Source organism: Candidatus Eremiobacteraceae bacterium, from assembly GCA_035314825.1.
Classification (GTDB): domain Bacteria; phylum Vulcanimicrobiota; class Vulcanimicrobiia; order Eremiobacterales; family Eremiobacteraceae; genus JAFAHD01.
The window spans coordinates 68,408-85,635 of the sequence record DATFYX010000001.1; the positions used below are offsets into that span (position 1 = coordinate 68,408).

Consider the following 17,228-nt stretch of genomic DNA (forward strand, 5'->3'; position numbering starts at 1 on the left):
CTAAGGGACCTTTTTCTACCCTAGAGGGAGCGGGCGTTTGGGCCGCGAGAATTTCCATCGGATACTCGACGAGACGCAGCAGGACACATTGCGGCTGGGCAGTCTCGTGGAGGACGCGACCGCCAAGGCGGTCGATGCGCTGACGCGTTCCGACGTCAAACTCGCCGACGAGATCCTCGAGGGCGATGACATCGTCGACGACCTGTGCGTGCGCATCGAGACCAATTGTCTCAACCTATTGGCGCTGCAGCAGCCGATGGCATCGGATCTGCGCACGATCGCGGCGATGCTCGACATCATCATCGACCTCGAGCGCATCGGCGACCACGCCTGCGACATCGCGCAGATCACCAAGAACCTGTCCACCGAGCCGCAGCTCAAGCCGTTCATCGACATCCCGCTGATGGCCACGACGGCGCGCGAGATGCTGCGCGAATCGTTGGATGCCTTCGCCCAGCACAGCGCGGACATCGCGCATAAGGTGCCGGAGAAAGACGACGAAGTCGACCGGCTCTACCGGGCCGTCTTCAAAGAGCTCATCGAATTCATGGCCAAGGATCCGCGCGCGATCAGCCGCGGCAGCAACCTCATCCTCGTCGCGCTCTACCTCGAACGCATCGCCGATCACGCCACCAATATCTGCGAACGTGTGGTCTATATGGTCGAGGGCGTCCCGAAACATCTCAAGCGCTCGGTCGTCGAGATCAACCAAGCGATCGCCCATTCCGAAGCGCTTGGCTCGCGCACGATCGGCGATACGGCCGCTTCCTAACCCCGGACACAGGCGATTTCGCTCTGGTTCTGGGCCCTTAACATGGGCTTAAGGCTGTCTTAACGTCGTCTTCAAGCCCCTACGATAGGGTCGGGATGGTGCATTTGTCACTTTAACGGCCGCGCGATTTTTCGCGTGTAGGAGCGCACGAAAAGCAGTGAAGACTCTCACCCTCAAATCCATCGTCGCAGCCGGCGTCATCGCCGGCCTTGTCGTCCCGGTGGCCGCCCTCGCGGACACCCAGTTCCTCGGCGCCGGCGCCACGTTCCCGTACCCGTTCTTCTCGCGCGCGTTCTACGCGTATAGCCAAGAGCACGCGGGTATCACCGTCAATTACGCGAGCATCGGCTCAGGCGGCGGCATCTCCCAGTTCACCGCCAAGACGGTCGACTTCGGCGCATCCGACGTCCCCATGACCAAGGCCGAGATCGACGCTGCCGTAGCCGCCAATGGCGCCGTCGTCCAGCTGCCCGATACGCTTGGCGGCATCGCGATCGCGTACAACGTGCCGGGCGCTCCGAAGCATATCAAACTGCAGTCCAAGACGCTCGCCGACATATTTCTGGGCAAGGTCACGAATTGGAACGACCCGGAGATAGCGTCCGTGAATCCCGGCGTGAAACTCCCCGCGCTGGCGATCCTCGTGGCGCACCGCGCCGACGCCAGCGGCACGAGCTACCACTTCACCGACTACCTGTCGAAGGTCAGCCCTGACTGGAAATCCAAGGTCGGTGCGGGCAAGTCCGTCAATTGGCCGACCGGCGTCGGCGCAAAGGGCAACGAAGGCGTCGCGGGCCAGCTGAGCAACACGCCCGGCGCTATCGGCTACATCGAGCTCGCATACGCGCTGCAGAACGACATCTCGTATGTCGCACTGCAGAACAAGGACGGCAACTACGTGCTGCCGTCGATCGACTCGATCAGAGCGGCCGCATCGCAGAAGCCCGAGGTCAGCGCGACCGATTTCTCCATCACCGACATGAGCGGTAAAGACAGCTATCCCATCGCCGGATATTCGTGGATCCTCGTGTGGAAGAACCAAGCTGACCCGGCGCGCGGCAAGCAGCTCACCGATATGCTCAAGTGGCTGGTCACCGGCGGTCAGCAATATGCGGAGAAAGTGAACTACGTCCCGTTGCCGGATAACGTCCAGCAGGTGGCGCTCAAGGCCATCGGATCGATTCACAACTGACCGAGACCCGTTGCGCACAAGCGAAAAGGCGGTGCGGCGCCAGGCGACAAACCCTGAGCCCCCACCGCCTCGCTCATTCGAGATGTCAAAGACGGGAACGATGTCGCAAGACAGTGCCGAGCTGGTAACCGCGAGTCCGACAGCCGCCGCTCGGGTCGCACGCGTGCACTCCTCTCCGGTGGGCGATCGCGTGTTCATGTTCTTGCTCTATCTGTCCGCATGGCTCGTGCTGGCCATCGTGGTGGCGCTGTTCCTCGTCTTGCTGCAGCGATCGTGGCCGGCGATCTCCCAGGTCGGCTTGAACGCCTTCACGATGCTGTGGGATCCCGGCGGCGGCCACTTCGGCGTCTTGACGTTCATCTACGGCACGATCGTGACGTCGGCTATCGCGCTGCTCGTCGCCGGGCCGATCGGCATCGGCGCGGCCTTGTTCCTCGCCGAGCTTGCGCCGCGAAGGCTTGCGACGCCGGTCGCGATGCTCATCGAACTGCTTGCGGCCGTGCCGAGCGTCGTGTACGGGTTGTGGGCACTATTCGCGCTCACGCCCGCGATCAGACTTTTTATCGGACCTTCGTTGCAGAAAACACTCGGGTTTTTACCGGCGTTCCAGGGACCGATCTACGGCGTCGGCTTTCTCGCGGGCGGCCTCGTCCTAGCCATCATGGTGGTGCCGACTGTCGCGGCGATATCGCGCGACGTGTTCGAAGCCGTGCCCAACGACCAGCGCGAGGGCATGCTGGCGCTCGGGGCGACCAAGTGGGAGATGCTCACCAAGGCCGTGTTGCCGTTTGCGAGCTCCGGCGTCATCGGCGCGCTCGTCCTCGGCCTGGGCCGCGCGCTCGGTGAAGCGATGGCCGTGGCTATGGTCATCGGCAACAAGCCGCAGATCGTCGCATCGTTATTCGCGCCGGGCTACACGATGGCGAGCGTGCTCGCCAACGAGTTCTCCGAGGCGACCGGCAAGGTCTACATCTCCATGCTGATCGAGATCGGGCTGCTGCTGTTCGTCGTCAGCCTCATCGTGAACGTGTTCGCGCGCTTGCTCGTGTGGAACGCAAGCGGGCGGGGCAGCCGCTGATGATCGATCTCAAGTCGACGCCGATCCGCAAGGCCTGGAGCGGTTTCATGATCGTCATCAGCGCGTTGTGCGCGGTGGCGTGCGGCGCGGTGCTCGTGACCGTTGTGCTCTACGTCGTCGGCAAAGGCTATAAGGCGCTCAACTGGGATTTCTTCACGAAGCTGCCGCTGCCGGTGGGGATGACCGGTGGCGGCGTCGCCAATGCGATCGTCGGTTCGTTCGAGATCATCGGCATGGCGTCGCTCTTCGCGGTGCCGATCGGCGTCATGGCCGGCATCTATCTGGCGCTGTTCGGACGCGGCCAGTTGGCAGCGTCTGTGCGCTTTTACAGCGACGTGCTCACCGGTATGCCGTCTATCGCGGTGGGCATGTTCGCCTACGCGCTGGTGGTCATCCCGAGCGGCCACTTCTCGGCGCAGTCCGCGGCCGTCGCGTTGTCCGTCATCATGCTGCCGATCGTCGTGCGCACGACCGAGGAAGCGGTGCGCCTGGTGCCGGGCGTGATCCGCGAGGGTGCGTTGGCGCTCGGCATCCCCGCCTGGAAGGCGACGCTCATGGTCACGGTCCCGGTCGCGCGCGCGGGCATCGTCACCGGGGTCTTGCTAGCCATAGCGCGTGTCGCCGGCGAATCCGCGCCGCTGCTGTTCACCGCTTTCGGCAGCCAGTTCTGGCCGCACGGTCTGGCGTCGCCGACCGCGGCCCTGCCGCTGATCATCTTCCAATATGCGATTTCGCCGTACGCGGACTGGGTGCAGATCGCGTGGGGTTGCGCGCTCGTCCTCGTGGCGCTGGTGTTCACGCTGAATCTGATCGCCCGATTCGCGTTCTCGGGCCGCGTGTCGGCGAACTGACGTGGAAGATGGAGAGGGACAGATGGTAACGTCCGTGACGATGCCCGCAACCGGGACGACGAACACCGCGACGAATCTCGAGGTCGTGGGCCTCAACGCGTATTATGGCAAGCACCTCGCCGTCAAGAACGTCAACATGCACTTCGAGCCCGGCGCGATCACGGCGCTCATCGGCCCGTCCGGCTGCGGCAAGTCCACGCTGCTGCGATGCCTGAATCGTATGCACGAGGTGATCCCGAATGCGTACGTCGAGGGCGAAGTGCTGCTTGACGGGCACAATCTGTATGAGTCCGGCGTGGATCCCACGGACACGCGCCGGCGCATCGGCATGGTGTTCCAGCGCCCCAATCCGTTTCCGACGATGACCATCCAGGACAACGTGCTCGCCGGCGTCCGTCTGGCCGGCAAACCGCCCGGGGACGCCACGATGGAAGAGATCGCAGAGAAGAGTCTGCGCCGCGCGGCGCTGTGGGACGAGGTCAAGGACAAGCTCCAAAAGGCCGGCACGTCGTTATCGGGCGGCCAGCAGCAGCGCTTGTGCATCGCACGCGCGTTGGCGGTCGATCCCGAAGTGCTGCTCATGGACGAGCCCGCATCGGCGCTCGACCCGATCTCGACCGTGAAGATCGAGGAGCTGATGCGCGAGCTGCGCGGCGCCTATACGATCGTCATCGTGACCCACAACATGCAGCAAGCGGCGCGCTGTTCGGACTTCACCGGTTTCATGCTCTCGGGCGAGTCCGCGACGGGCGAATTGGTGGAGTTCGACACCACGTCGAAGATGTTCACCACGCCAAAAGAAAAGCGAACAGAAGATTACATCACCGGGCGATTCGGTTAATGCAGGGATAATCCGAGCTTAATCCGTTCCCCGTAGCATCGTACCAGGACGGAAACCGCACGCGTCCACCCTCGCGTTGCCGTGGACCATTTATGTAGGCCGGCAGCCACGCGTTCGCCATGTAATCGCCGTCCTGGAAAGAGCCTATGTTGTTGAAGCGGATTTCCGTTGCCGCCGGCTTGCTCGCCGCGGCCTTTTTGTTTCTTGCGCCGGCGATCGCGTCGGCTGACACGTACTCGATCAAGGGCAAAGTCGTGGACGCCGCCACCGGCCTTCCGCTCGTCAATGTCAAGCTCACGACGGTTGGCCCGACAAGCGCGACGCAGACCACCAATGACCTCGGCCGCTTCCAGTTCGACGGACTCGCCGCGGGAACGTATAGCTTGCAGATGGTGCTCGCGGGATGGGACAATACGGTTTCCGAGGAGTTCACCGTCGGCGGAAGCTTCTCGCTGCCGCTGGTCCTCGCCATGCAGCGCACGACCCAGAACAGCCAGATCCGCACGCTCGGCCGGACGACCGTCACCGCTGCGGCGTCTCTCCAAAAGGCCACCGTCATCTATAAGCAAGTATCCGGCAACACGCTGCAGCGTCAAGGCATCACGCGCACGGGCGACGCGCTGCGCGCAATGGGCGGCGTCGACAATGTCAGCAGCGACTCCCCGAGCTTCGGCGACGACGTGACGCTCGCGATCCGCGGCATCGGCGAGCTCGAAACGGTATCGCTGATCGACGGTCATCCGGTCGCGTTAGGACAGGGCGGCCTGAACTACGAGATAAGCCCATCATTCGCGCTGCGCGCCGTCAACGTCGTCTACGGCGCCGGCGGCGGCGACCTGTACGGCGTCGATGCGATCGGCGGCGTCGTCGACATGCAGACGCTGGACCCGACGCGGCAACAGCAGATCGTGTACACCCAAGGCTACGGCACCTTCAACAAGCTGACGAGCGCGTTGACCGCGACCGGTTCGCTCTACGGCGATCGCTGGGGGTACGCCGTGGCGCTCGGCACGCAAGGCATGAACGGTTCGATCAGAAACACGGTGTTCTTCCAGCCGGCAGCGGCGTTCGACCCCAGCGTCAACCCCGCCGTCGCGCCGGCGGTCGCAGCCTTTGACAACTATCCCGTCAACTCGAACATCGCGAACCGCTCGGAGCTGTACAAACTGCGCTATGGCCTCGGCAACAACGCGCACCTCACGGCGGTCGCACTGGCCAGCTATTACTGGGATAACAAGACCGGCAACGGTGACGGCGACTTCCTGCCGATGGACACCGCCATGGCAGAAGGCAACAATCATCTCGCGAGCTACTCGCCGGCCGGTAACGCACCGCCGTTCAACGCGCTCAATCCACCCGACTGCCCCGCGGGCCAGTTCGTCGGTACCGGCACCGGCGGAAACGCCTATGGGTATGGACTCGACGGCGTGACGCCAGACGGGGGCGTCACCTGCGTGACGCCGACTCAGTGGGCGAACATCAACTACGGCTGGCAGGGTGCGGGCCCTGCGTGGCAAGCGTTCAACAACCAAGACTATCAGTTGCGCTTCGATGCCGAGATGGGCCACAACACGCTGAACATCGACGGCTTCTCGGACGTCTACTACCACACGTACGACCGCACGAATGAGTTGCCGTATCTACTCGTGCCGCCGGCGACACCGCTTGGCGCCGGCTGCAATCCGTCGTGCACGCTCGCGTCCAACCCGTATTGGTACAACAATGGTGTGACTAACAGCGGCGTCGTCGGCACCTACAACATCGTCGGCGAGAACAACGAGTTCGGCTTGGGCGCGTACTACAACAACACGGCGAGCCGCAACGCGACGCTCGGCCCCCCCGTCACGGGCAACATCGCCGACGAGACGAGCGCCTTCTTCCGCGACTCGTGGCATCCGGAGAGCTCGCCGATCACCACATATGTCAGCGCGTATTTCAAGCACTCGACGCTGACCAACACCTCGTTCATCGATCCGCGCATCGCGTTTGTCGGGACCAAGCCCAACGACGTGTTCCGGGCTGCGTTCGGATACACCAGCACGCAGCCGACGCTCGACGACGTCGACTCGCCCTTCTCGGCGTCTGCCCCGGGTTCGCTCGCAGGCAACGTGCGCTGCGGCACGCTCAATTCGATCGGCAGCGGCGGCAACCCGAACGCCGGGCCCGAACGCGCCAGCGACACGGAGTTCAGTTGGGGGCACCGTTTTGGCGAAGGCGACTCGGCCTTCCAGCTCTCGCTGTACTCCGAGCCGATCTGGAACGCGCTCTACACGCAGACGATACCGGTGCAGAGCTTTCCGTCGAGCTTCTTCGGACCCGGAGGCCTTGCCAGTCTCGCAGCGTACCAGACGATCTACACCACGAGCTGCGGCGGAACGCCGACGCAAGCGTTGGCGTTCCTGGGCGTCGACGGCGTCGTGAACATCGGCACCGCCCAGGCCGAAGGCATCGACCTACAGGGCCGCCAGCGCATCACGCCCAGCTTCTTCATCGACTACGGCTACGCGACGAACTCGAGCGAGCCGCTCAGCGTTCCGCTGAGCGTCCTGCAAGGCAACTTGACGACGGTGCCCGGGTCACAGTTCCCTGGCATCCCGCTGCATAAGGCCAACTTCGCGCTCGACCTCACGCTCGCCAAGATCGTCGAGCTGCGCAGCGAGACCTATTTCGTCGATGCGAACAATCCGAAGAACGCGCCCGCATATAACTACACCAACTTCATCGCCTCGGTCAACACGGGCCAGCGCGGCGTGTTCAACGTCGTCGTCGACAATCTGTTCCAGCAGATGACGTTCCCCATGGGCCTGATCGGCGATGGCGTGCCGCACGCGCTCAACCAGTTCGCCGGACCGTCCGACTACACGCCCCTGATCGGCGCCGGTGCGACCGAATGGTTCGGGAACACGCCGCGCACTATCGAGTTCATCTACAGCTACAAGTTGAAGTAGACATCGTGCCACAGGCGCCGGTGGTTGCGACCCGCCGGCGTCGCCCGCCGCCGCGACCGGCTATCCCCCCGGCGCGGCGGAGCTTTTATGCCGCACCTGCGCTCGAGCCCGAGCTCGTGAGGAGTCCAGCATGTTCGAACGTGACGATCTCTTGGCACGGCTCATCCGCGGCACCGTCGCCGGCATCGCCGTGTTCGCGACCGTCGGCGTGCTGGCCGCAAGCGCGCGTCCGGTCGTCGTCGGCCACCACCGCGTGCGCGCCATGCTGACCCCGCAGATCCAGCTCATCGCACCGGCCGGCCGGGGCGCGCATGGGTCGTAGGTGCGGACGAACGGCCTTCACTCTTGCAGCCTGGGTGATCGCGATCGGTACGTCGGCAGCCGCCGCCGCGACCCTGCCCGACGGCCGCTCCGTGACGCCGGCGGGCTTCACCACGCCGGTCGAAGGTTTCGCCTCGTCAGAAACGCTCTCGCCGGACGGCGCGTTGCTCGCGGTGCTTTCGCAAGACGGCGGCGCGATCGACGTCATCGCCGTCGGCGAGCATACGCAGCTCGTCCAACGCCTCGCCGTGCCCTGGGCGACGGCGATGACCTGGACCAAGGACGGGCTCTACGTCTCGCGCGGCTACAGCGGCGCCATCGCGCAGTTCGGTTACGACGCCAGTTCCGCCACGGCCCCGCTGACGTCCAAGGGCGCCGACCTGCAGGTCGGCGGCCTGCTCAACGGCATCGCCGAGGATCCGGCGACGCATCGCATTCTCGTCGCGAGAACCGCGGATCGCGAAGTCGCCGTGCTCGACGCGCAAACGGGAGCCGTCCTGACCCGGCTCGCGGCGAGCGGCCAACCCTTCGAGGTCGGCTTCGTGCGCGGCACGATCGTCGCGACGCTGTACGACTCGGATCACGTGGACGCGTGGCCCGCCGGCGCGGCGCGCGCGACGCATATCTCGACCGGACCGCACCCCACCGCGCTGCTCGTCGACGGCGATAAAGCGTTCGTCGCCGACGCCGACGGCCATGACGTCTGCGTGATCGACGGGGGTGCGCTGAAGGTGACGCGCCGCCTCGAGCTCGGCTTGACGGCCGATCAGCCGCCCGGCCAGACGCCCTCTGGGATGGCGCTCTCCGCCGACCGCACGCACCTGTTCGTGGCTGAATCCGGCTTCAACGACGTCGCGGTCGTCGACCTCGACAGCGGCAAGGTCGCCGGGCGCATCCCGGCGGCTTGGTATCCGATGGCGGTCGTCTTCGTCGCGGGCCCGACGATCGACGACGACCCGCGCATCAAGCCGCAGCTCTTCATCGTCAGCGCCCAGGGTTTGGGATCGCAGCCGGATCCCGGATCGGAGTGGAACGGCGTCTACACGGGTCTGGTCCAGCACCTCGTCGTCGAGCCGGCGCGCTTCGCGCAGTGGTCTGCCATCGTCGCGCGCGACGATCGCATCGGCGCCTCGGCGCGGGTCGCGGCAGCGGCGCTCCCTTCGATCAAGCATTTCGTGTTCATCGTGCGCGAGAACAAGCACTTCGACGAGGTGTTCGGCGATGTACCGGCGGCGAATTCTGATCCGCTGCTGTGCCTGTATGGGCGCAAGTTCACGCCCAACGCGCACGCGCTCGCCGACCGGTACGTGCTGCTCGACAATTTCATGGGCAACGGCGAGAAAAGCGATTTCGGGCATTCGTGGACCACGCAGGGTCTGGCGAATGACTACCTCGAGCGCAATGTCCACACGCCGGATGATGCGGCGACCAAGGGCGACGCGCGGGTGGCGGGATCGATCTGGCCCGTCTACCTGTACGGAGAGGACGCCATCCCGGTCGCGACGATGGATTTCGATTGGTTCCAAGATCTATCCGCGCTGCCTCACGGACCGAGAGTCAACGTCAGCGCCGTCTTCGGTCCGCGCGGGGAGCTCATCGACGAGCTGCGCAGCCGCGGCGTGTCCTTCCGCGTCTACGGCGAGCAGATGACGATGCAGCCGAGCGGCCGCATCGCGCCCGGGCTGGCAGCCCATGCGTCGCGCGACTATCCAGGCGCGCACATCGACTTCGCGATTCTCGACACCGTGCGCGCGAAGATGTTCCTTGACGACGTGAACAAGAACGGGCTTGCGCAATACTCGTACCTGACGCTGCCCACCGACCACACGGCCGGCACCGACCCGGGGTTCTACACGCCCGCCTCGTACGTCGCGAGCAACGACGTGGCGTTGGGACAGATCATCGCCGGCCTCTCGAAGCGGCCGGACTGGCGCGATACCGTCGTGTTCGTGACGACCGACGATCCGCAGGGCACCGGCGATCACGTCGACTCGCATCGCCAGCCGGCGCTGTTCATCGGACCATACGTGCGCCGCGGGTACGTCGACCACACCCGCTACAGCATCACGTCCGTCTTGCGGACGGTCGAAGTGCTCTTCGGCCTGGATCCGCTGAACATCTACGACGCGATGTCGACGCCGTTGCTGGACGGACTTGCGAGCTCGCCGGCCGTGGCGCGCTACGATTCGCTTCCTTCGAACATACCGATGACGCGCAATCCGGGCAAGCCGAAAAGCACATCGATCATGCTTGACGGACCCGGCTCGATCCGCATACCGAACCAAGAGTGGGCGTCGATCAACGGCACGTCGTCGCTGCACGCACATCTAGCGTATCTGCGCTCATTGGGAGTCGTGCTGGCCGCCGGTCCGGACGACCGATAGCGGCCGGAAAAGGGGGCACTGGGGAGGCCCGCTAAGGCCACGAGCGTGTCACCCGGCGTCGAGCGCTTGCTCATCGCAGCGGCGCGCGTCTGCGCGGCCGCCGTGGTGTCCATCGCGCCGCTCGTCCTCATCGCCCTGGTCGCCGCGACGCTAGCGGCCTTGTTCAAACGCGTGTCGATGCCCGCAGATGCGGCGTTCTGGCTGCTGCTGAGCTCGGTCGGGTTCGGATTGGTCGGCGCGACTATGGGCACTGCGCTCGGGGTCGGCGCGGCGCTGTACGCGGTCGAGATCGCGTCACCTGGCTTGCGTCAGACGATCAAAGCGCTGGTCGGAGCGCTGCATGCGGTGCCCGCTGTCGGCTTCGGTGTGGTGGCTGCCGGCGCGCTGCTCGTCACGCCGCTGCTGCCGAACGTAGGGGTGACGATCGCCATCGCATCGATGGTCATCATCGTGATGGTCGCTTCGGTCGTCTTCGTCCAGACGCGTCGCGCGCTCTCCGGCTTGCCGGATGACCTGCGCGTCGTCGCCGCGGCCGCCGGCGCCGATCCCGTCAGCGCGGCGACGCAAGCGGTGCTCCCCGCGTTGCAGCGCAACATCGCCGGAATCTGGTGGTCGTCGTTCGCGCTGGCGCTCGGTGAGGCGACGGCCCTGCAGATCGTCTTCAGCGCCGCCGCGGTCAAAGCTGAAGCGTTCGGCATGGCGTTTCTGCCCGGAACGCTTGCCAGCGCGCTGCTGCAGGTAGGAGCCTCCACCCGCTCCGATGCTCTGCTCGGAATGGCGCCGGCCGCACTGCTGTTGCTCGCCATGACGATTTCCGCGGTCGTCCTCGGCCGCCGCGCCGTCGGGCACGTGCCATGGCCGTGAGCGCTCTGCAGCCGGCGGATCAGCCCGCGCGCGCCGCACCGCTGCCGGCCGTCGTCTTCGCGGCGTGCGCCGTGGTCTTATGCCTATCGGTCGTCGCGATCGTCGGCTGGCTGGCGGTAGCGGCCCTCACCGGCGGTGCGCGGGCTCTGAATCCGTTCGATCCAGCGGGCGTGCTGCATCCGCTGCTCGCAACGGCCTACGTCACCGCACTGGCGCTGCCACTGGCCGCGGTCGTCGGCGTGTTCGCAGCCATCGCCGTAGCAGATGTGCGCATATTCGGTTCTGCCGCCTTCGGCATGCGCGGCGCGTTGGGGCTGGTGGGGAGCGTGCCGACGGTGATCGTCGCATTCTCGGTCGCGGTCGCCGCGACCGCCGCCGGCTGGCGGCCGACGCTCACCGGGGCAGCCGTCCTGCTCGCCGTGATCAACATGCCGCTGATGACGAGCCTCGCGCTGAGCGTGCTCACCCAGCGCACGGCGAAGATCCGCGAAGCCGCCACGGCGCTGGGCGCGACGCCGATGTTCACCGTGCGCCACGTGCTTTTGCCGCGCGCCATGAGCGGCCTTTGGGGGGCGGTGACGATCGTGGCGACGCAGATCATCGGGGCGGCGGGCGCGATCGCGATTATCGCCGGCGCGAACGTCCCGAACAGCACGGGGGCGGCGCCGATATACGCGTGGCCCCTAGCGGTGCACGTGTGGATACGCGCGGGCGCGGTCAGCGGATACGGCGCGACCGCCGCGGGAGCGCTGCTGCTCGCCATCTTGATCTGGCTGCTCCAGGGCGCTGCCCGGCTGCGTTCCGGTGCCGACGCGGGCATGCCACAGGAGGGCCGCTAATGGCCGAACGCGCGCCGCTCGAGACCAAGATCGAAGTCAACAAAGTCAGCGTCTGGTATGGCGAAACACAGGCACTGCGCGGCGTGACATTCGACGTCGCATCGAAGACGACGACCGCGCTGATCGGCGCCGGTGGTTGCGGCAAAACCACGTTGCTGCGCGCGCTCAACCGGATGCACGATCTCAACCCCGATGCGCGGGTGCAGGGCAGTATCAAGATCGACGGTGCGGAGATCCTTGGACAGGGCGTGGATACCGCGCGCCTGCGGCGCAGCGTCGGCATGGTGTTCGCTCATCCCACTATGCTGCCGAGCAGCGTCGAAGACAACGCCACCTTCGGCTTGGTCGCGCAAGGGGTGCGCGACGAACGCATCCTCCGCGACGCGGCCGAGCGCGCGCTGCGCCGAGCCTCCCTCTGGGACCGGCTAGGCGGCGACCTGGGCGTGCCGGCGTCGTCGCTGCCGGACGATTTGCAGCAGCGCCTATGTATCGCCCGTGCGCTGGCAGTCGATCCCGACGTGCTGCTCTTCGACGACCCCACGGCGCTGCTCGACCCGATCGCCGCACTGGCGGTTGAGGATGTGATCGCTCGATTGCGGCGCGATCACACGATCATCATCGCCACCAACGACTTGCAGCAGGCTGCCCGGCTCGCGGACATCACGATCTACATGGCCGACGCCGAGATCGTCGAGTCGGGCGATACGCCGCTCATCTTCAACAAGCCGGCCGACCGCCGCACCGAAGCGTTCTTGGCGGGCCGCAGTTCGTGAGGGCAGCCATCCGTGCAGACTGACGTCAACGCCGAATCGCGGTTCGGGCCGCTGCGCGACAACGGCATGCGGTACTACGAGAACCTGCTGGACACGGTCGGCGCGACGCCGCTGGTGCGGCTGCACCGCGTCATCGACGCCAAATGTCTGGCGCTGGCCAAGGTCGAGTTCTTCAATCCCGGCGGCTCGGTCAAGGACCGGCCCGCGCTGGCCATGATCGCCGACGCCGAGGCCCGCGGTCTGCTGCGCCCCGGCGGCACGATCGTCGAGGCGACGTCGGGCAACACGGGGACCGGCCTGGCGATGGTCGCCGCCATCAAGGGCTACCGCTGCATCCTGGTCATGCCGGACAAGGTGAGCGATGAGAAGGTCCGGCTGCTGCGAGCCTACGGCGCAGAGGTCGTCATCACGCCCACCAAGGTGCCGGCCAGCAGCCCGGAGTCGTACTACGCCGTCGCGGCCAAGCTGGCGGGCGAGATCCCGGGCGCGTTCCAGCCCAACCAGTTCGCCAACATGCTCAACCCCAAGTCCCACGAGCTGACCACCGGCCCGGAGATATGGGAAGCGACGGCCGGCAAGATCACGCACTTCGTGAGCGGCATCGGAACCGGCGGGACGATCTCGGGCGTGGCACACTATCTAAAGAAGAAAAACGCTTCGATCGTGGTGGTCGGCGCCGATCCGGAGGGGTCGATCTACTCGGGCGATACCGCCAAGTCGTATAAGGTCGAGGGGATCGGCGAAGACTTTCTGCCCGCCACGGTCGACCTCAAGGCGATCGACCGCATCGAGCGGGTCTCGGACAAGGATTCGTTCTTGATGGCGCGGCGCGCATGCCGCGAAGAAGGGTTGCTGGTGGGCGGCTCGTCAGGCACTGCGCTGGTGGCCGCCGCTCGCGTCACGCGCGAGCTGCCCGAAAGCGCGATCGTCGTCGTCCTGCTGCCCGACAACGGGCGCGGTTATCTCACCAAGATCTTCAACGACGAATGGATGCGCGCCAACGGGTTCCTCGGCGAGCAGGGGCACGGGGCGACGGTGGGCGACGTGCTGCGCGCCAAAGGGCAGCTTCCGCCGCTGATCACGCTGGCGCCCGGCGATCCGGTCAAGCGCGGCATCGAGTTGATGCGTGAGTTCCAGATCTCGCAGATCCCGGTGGTGAACGGAGGCGAGATGGTGGGCAGCATCAATGAGGTCGCGGTCATGCAGCTCATCTACGACCGCGCCGACGTCGCGCACCAGCCTGTCAAAGATGTCATGGCGCGCCCCTTCCCGGTGCTCGACGAGTTCGACCAGGTCGAGCGCGCGTACAAAGAGCTATCGCTTGGGCATGGCGCCGTGGTGGTTTCGCGCAAAGGGCTGCCGACCGGCGTCCTGACCAAGATGGACATCATCTCGTACCTCTCATCCAACCAGTAAGGGGCCTCATGGAGTTTGCGACCAAGGCGATCCACGTCGGCCAGGACGCCGATCCGACCACGGGCGCGACGATCGTGCCCATCTATCAGACCACCACCTACACCCAGGCCGCGCCAGGCCGCCACAAGGGGTTTGACTACTCGCGCACCGTCAATCCGACGCGCGTGGCGCTGGAGCGCTGCCTCGCGGCGCTCGAGAACGCGAGCTTCGGGCTGAGCTTCGCCAGCGGCATGGCGGCGACGTCGGCGGTGATGAACCTCCTCTCGGCCGGCGATCACGTGGTCGTCAACGATGATCTCTACGGCGGCACGTTCCGCCTCTTCGACAAGGTGCTCACCCGCTACGGCCTGACGTTCACCTACGTGGATGCGACCGACCCGGCTCGCGTCGCTGCGGCGATGAGTCCCAAGACCAGACTGGTCTGGCTGGAGACTCCCACCAACCCGCTGCTGCATCTGGTCGACATCGCCGCAGTGGCGCAGCTCTGCGCCGCGCGCGACGCGCTCTTGGCGGTGGACAACACCTTCGCCACCCCGTACCTGCAAAATCCCCTCGATCTCGGCGCGCATCTCGCCGTGCATTCGACGACCAAATACATCGGCGGGCACTCGGACGCGCTCGGCGGATTCGTGGCGACGAACAGGCCCGATCTGCACGACGTGATCAAGTTCCACCAGAACGCGGTCGGCGGCGTCCCCGGGCCCTTCGATTGCTTCTTGACGCTGCGCGGAGCCAAGACGCTGGCGATCCGCATGCGCGAGCACGAGCGCAACGCGCGCGCCATCGCCGACTTTCTCGCCGGCCATCGCGATGTCGAGCGGGTCTACTATCCGGGGCTTCGCTCGCACGCCCAGCATCAGCTCGCGACCGAACAGATGCGCGGCTTCGGCGGCATGGTGTCGTTCACGCTCAAAGGATCGCCCGATCGCGCGCGCATCCTCGCGTCGAGCACGAAGCTGTTCTCGCTGGCCGAGAGCCTGGGCGGCGTCGAGTCGCTGATCTGCCACCCGGCGACCATGACGCACGGCTCGATCCCCAAGGACGTCCGTGAGGCGCGCGGAGTCACCGATGGATTGCTGCGGCTCTCGGTCGGAATCGAGGGCGAGCGCGATCTCATCGCCGATCTCGAAGACGCGATCGTGGCAAGCGCGCTCTAAGCGCCTCGCGTCTACGGGGGCGTCAGCTTCATCACGTAGTCGTCGCGCTGCGTGCCGTAGGATATCCACACCGCGCCGGTCGCGGGGTCGAGCGCGAGGGTGTGCGCGCCCAGCGGCACGCCGATGTCGCCCAACCGCGTGAGATCGCCCGCGTGGACGGAGACGACCGACACGTAGCCGTCGCCGCTGGCCGCGTAGATCCGTTGCCGTGTGGCGTCGAACGCTATCTGATCCACGTCGCGCGCGATTGCGGCCGTCGAGGCGACGCGCCCCGTTCTCGTGTCGAGCGCCACAAGCTCGCCGTTGGTACCGGCGATGTAGGCCCGTTGCGCTGCCGCGTCGAGCGCGATCCCATGCGGCTTCGTCGCGGGCAGCGTGCTCCAACGCGCCACCACGCGCGCCGTCGCGGCGTCGATGACGTACGTCGAGTTGATCGTGGTGAAGTTCTGATACAGACGATCGGCGGCCGGATCGTAGTCGGACTTATCCGAGTCTTGCGGCGTCGCGAGCGTCTGCACGATGCGCCCGCGGCGGTCCAGCAGCCAGATCGACTGGCCGTTGTCCTCGTCCGCGTACAGGACATCGCGCCTGGTGTCGAGCGCGATAGCGTCGACTGGACCGGGCATGCGGATCGTGCCGCTGATCTGCAAGGACTCGCGGCTGATGACGACGACCTGCGGCACGATACTCGTGCCGACCAGATACGCGTCGCGCTTCCCGTCGACGACGACGCCATGCGGCGCACCGCTCAAGAAGAGCTGGGCTTTCACGGCGCCGTCGTCCAGATCGAGGATCGCCAACGCGCGGCTGCCGGTGTGTGCGACCAGCAGCCGGTGCCGGGGCGCGTCGACGATCATGTAGTCGAACGAACCGGGGATCTTTGGGATGCGGATCGGGGGCTGCGGCGTCAGCAGCGCGGACGCAAGCGCGGCGAGCAGGCACAGCAGCAGAGCCACGCAGCTACGCGCCTAGGAGTCGGCTGATATCGGCGGCCTCCTTGGCCACCTCGTTGGCCATCTCGGCCAGTCGCTCGCGGTCGACGTGTCGTGAGAAACCTGCTACCCAGATCACCGCGATCAGCTCGTGGTCCGGGCCGAAGATCGGTGCCGCTGCGGCGCGCATGCCGTCGACGTACTCGTCGATATCGGTCGCGGCGCCGTCGTCCGCCGCGGCTTTGACAGCTTCCATGTAGTGCGGAACATCGCGGATCGTGTTGAGCGTGAACGCCGGCAACCGGCCTTGGCCGAAGAATTCGGCCCGCCGCTGCTCATCCCAGGCGGAGACGACCGCTTTGCCGACGGCGCCCGCCAGGAGGGGGATCGCCGAGCCGATGGGCGCGGAGATGGACATCGTGGGCCGGCCATGGATGAGGTCCAGAATGGTCACGTGGTCCTCGGCCGGCACGCCCAGGAAGCTAGTCTGCTCGGTGACCGCTGCGAGGCGCTCCAGCGCCGGCCTGGCGATATCGCGCAGGTCGCGCTGGGCCGCCGAGCGCGAGGCCAAAGCGAAAAGGCCGGGCCCCAGCCGGTAGCGTTTGGCGCCGAGGGGCGACTCGATGATACCCAGTCGCTCGAGGGTCGTCACTAAGCCATGGACCGTGCTCTTGCCCAGCCCGAGGGTGCGCGAGAGCTGAGAGACCCCGAGCGGCTCGGCGGATTCGCTCAAGGCGGTGAGGAGGCGGAAGGCTTTGTCGACCGCTGGGACCAGTGCCGCTCGCTCTTGGAGCTCGCTGAGGTTCGGCGCTCCGTTCCCTGGGTCGATCTCCTCGTTCTCTAGCCTGAACATCTACGTA

At 66.1% G+C, this 17,228-nt stretch carries 15 protein-coding genes; 13 read left to right on the forward strand and 2 right to left on the reverse strand.

The features are described 5' to 3' along the window. Positions 1–37: 37 nt before the first annotated feature. The 13 genes from phoU to VKF82_00440 all read left to right on the forward strand — a co-directional run bounded on the left by phoU (position 38) and on the right by VKF82_00440 (position 15,436). Complete coding sequence (phoU, locus tag VKF82_00380) at positions 38–772, forward strand: phosphate signaling complex protein PhoU (protein HME80509.1); 735 nt, start codon at positions 38–40, stop codon at positions 770–772. A gap of 157 nt (positions 773–929) precedes the next feature. Beyond that, on the forward strand, positions 930–1,964 hold the full coding sequence (pstS, locus tag VKF82_00385; protein ID HME80510.1) for a phosphate ABC transporter substrate-binding protein PstS: 1,035 nt from the start codon (positions 930–932) through the stop codon (positions 1,962–1,964). 100 nt (positions 1,965–2,064) lie between these two features. Next, positions 2,065–3,042: a phosphate ABC transporter permease subunit PstC gene (pstC, locus tag VKF82_00390; protein ID HME80511.1), complete on the forward strand. Its 978-nt coding sequence runs from the start codon at positions 2,065–2,067 to the stop codon at positions 3,040–3,042. Beyond that, the gene (gene pstA, locus VKF82_00395) at positions 3,042–3,893 is read left to right on the forward strand and encodes a phosphate ABC transporter permease PstA (GenBank protein HME80512.1); all 852 of its coding nucleotides are present in this window, start codon (positions 3,042–3,044) and stop codon (positions 3,891–3,893) included. The genes pstC and pstA overlap by 1 nt, the downstream gene beginning before the upstream one ends. A gap of 40 nt (positions 3,894–3,933) precedes the next feature. Continuing rightward, on the forward strand, positions 3,934–4,734 hold the full coding sequence (gene pstB / locus VKF82_00400; protein ID HME80513.1) for a phosphate ABC transporter ATP-binding protein PstB: 801 nt from the start codon (positions 3,934–3,936) through the stop codon (positions 4,732–4,734). Positions 4,735–4,886: 152 nt separating this feature from the next. Next, positions 4,887–7,682 (forward strand): TonB-dependent receptor, encoded by a 2,796-nt coding sequence (locus tag VKF82_00405; protein ID HME80514.1) that lies wholly within the window; start codon positions 4,887–4,889, stop codon positions 7,680–7,682. Positions 7,683–7,812: 130 nt separating this feature from the next. Then, positions 7,813–8,004, forward strand: coding sequence for a hypothetical protein (locus VKF82_00410; protein HME80515.1), 192 nt, complete (start codon positions 7,813–7,815; stop codon positions 8,002–8,004). 34 nt (positions 8,005–8,038) lie between these two features. Next, complete coding sequence (locus tag VKF82_00415; protein ID HME80516.1) at positions 8,039–10,387, forward strand: alkaline phosphatase family protein; 2,349 nt, start codon at positions 8,039–8,041, stop codon at positions 10,385–10,387. A 45-nt stretch (positions 10,388–10,432) separates the two neighbouring features. Continuing rightward, positions 10,433–11,251 carry a hypothetical protein gene (locus VKF82_00420; GenBank protein HME80517.1) on the forward strand — a complete coding sequence of 273 codons (819 nt, stop codon included), beginning with the start codon at positions 10,433–10,435 and terminating at the stop codon, positions 11,249–11,251. After that, a complete protein-coding gene (locus VKF82_00425) occupies positions 11,248–12,090 on the forward strand; it encodes a hypothetical protein (protein HME80518.1) in 843 nt (280 codons plus the stop codon). Before VKF82_00420 ends, VKF82_00425 begins: the two co-directional genes overlap by 4 nt. Beyond that, a complete protein-coding gene (locus VKF82_00430) occupies positions 12,090–12,863 on the forward strand; it encodes an ATP-binding cassette domain-containing protein (protein HME80519.1) in 774 nt (257 codons plus the stop codon). Before VKF82_00425 ends, VKF82_00430 begins: the two co-directional genes overlap by 1 nt. A 12-nt stretch (positions 12,864–12,875) precedes the next feature. Continuing rightward, complete coding sequence (locus VKF82_00435; GenBank protein HME80520.1) at positions 12,876–14,279, forward strand: cystathionine beta-synthase; 1,404 nt, start codon at positions 12,876–12,878, stop codon at positions 14,277–14,279. Positions 14,280–14,287: 8 nt separating this feature from the next. Then, on the forward strand, positions 14,288–15,436 hold the full coding sequence (locus tag VKF82_00440) for a cystathionine gamma-synthase (protein ID HME80521.1): 1,149 nt from the start codon (positions 14,288–14,290) through the stop codon (positions 15,434–15,436). An 11-nt stretch (positions 15,437–15,447) separates the two neighbouring features. Here the strand turns inward: VKF82_00440 and VKF82_00445 are convergent, their stop codons facing one another. Together VKF82_00445 and VKF82_00450 are read right to left on the reverse strand one after the other, a co-directional pair. Then, the gene (locus tag VKF82_00445; GenBank protein HME80522.1) at positions 15,448–16,392 is read right to left on the reverse strand and encodes a hypothetical protein; all 945 of its coding nucleotides are present in this window, start codon (positions 16,390–16,392) and stop codon (positions 15,448–15,450) included. A gap of 4 nt (positions 16,393–16,396) precedes the next feature. Beyond that, positions 16,397–17,221, reverse strand: a complete 825-nt coding sequence (locus tag VKF82_00450; protein ID HME80523.1) for an IclR family transcriptional regulator — start codon at positions 17,219–17,221, stop codon at positions 16,397–16,399. Between the last annotated feature and the right edge of the window lie 7 nt (positions 17,222–17,228).

Excerpts from the sequence above, each read along its gene's own strand:
- pstC (HME80511.1), top strand. The coding sequence starts at position 2,065 with ATGTCGCAAGACAGTGCCGAGCTGGTAACCGCGAGTCCGACAGCCGCC.
- pstA (HME80512.1), top strand. The coding sequence starts at position 3,042 with ATGATCGATCTCAAGTCGACGCCGATCCGCAAGGCCTGGAGCGGTTTC.
- pstB (HME80513.1), top strand. The coding sequence starts at position 3,934 with ATGCCCGCAACCGGGACGACGAACACCGCGACGAATCTCGAGGTCGTG.
- VKF82_00410 (HME80515.1), top strand. The coding sequence starts at position 7,813 with ATGTTCGAACGTGACGATCTCTTGGCACGGCTCATCCGCGGCACCGTC.
- VKF82_00430 (HME80519.1), top strand. The coding sequence starts at position 12,090 with ATGGCCGAACGCGCGCCGCTCGAGACCAAGATCGAAGTCAACAAAGTC.
- VKF82_00440 (HME80521.1), top strand. The coding sequence starts at position 14,288 with ATGGAGTTTGCGACCAAGGCGATCCACGTCGGCCAGGACGCCGATCCG.
- VKF82_00450 (HME80523.1), bottom strand. The coding sequence starts at position 17,221 with ATGTTCAGGCTAGAGAACGAGGAGATCGACCCAGGGAACGGAGCGCCG.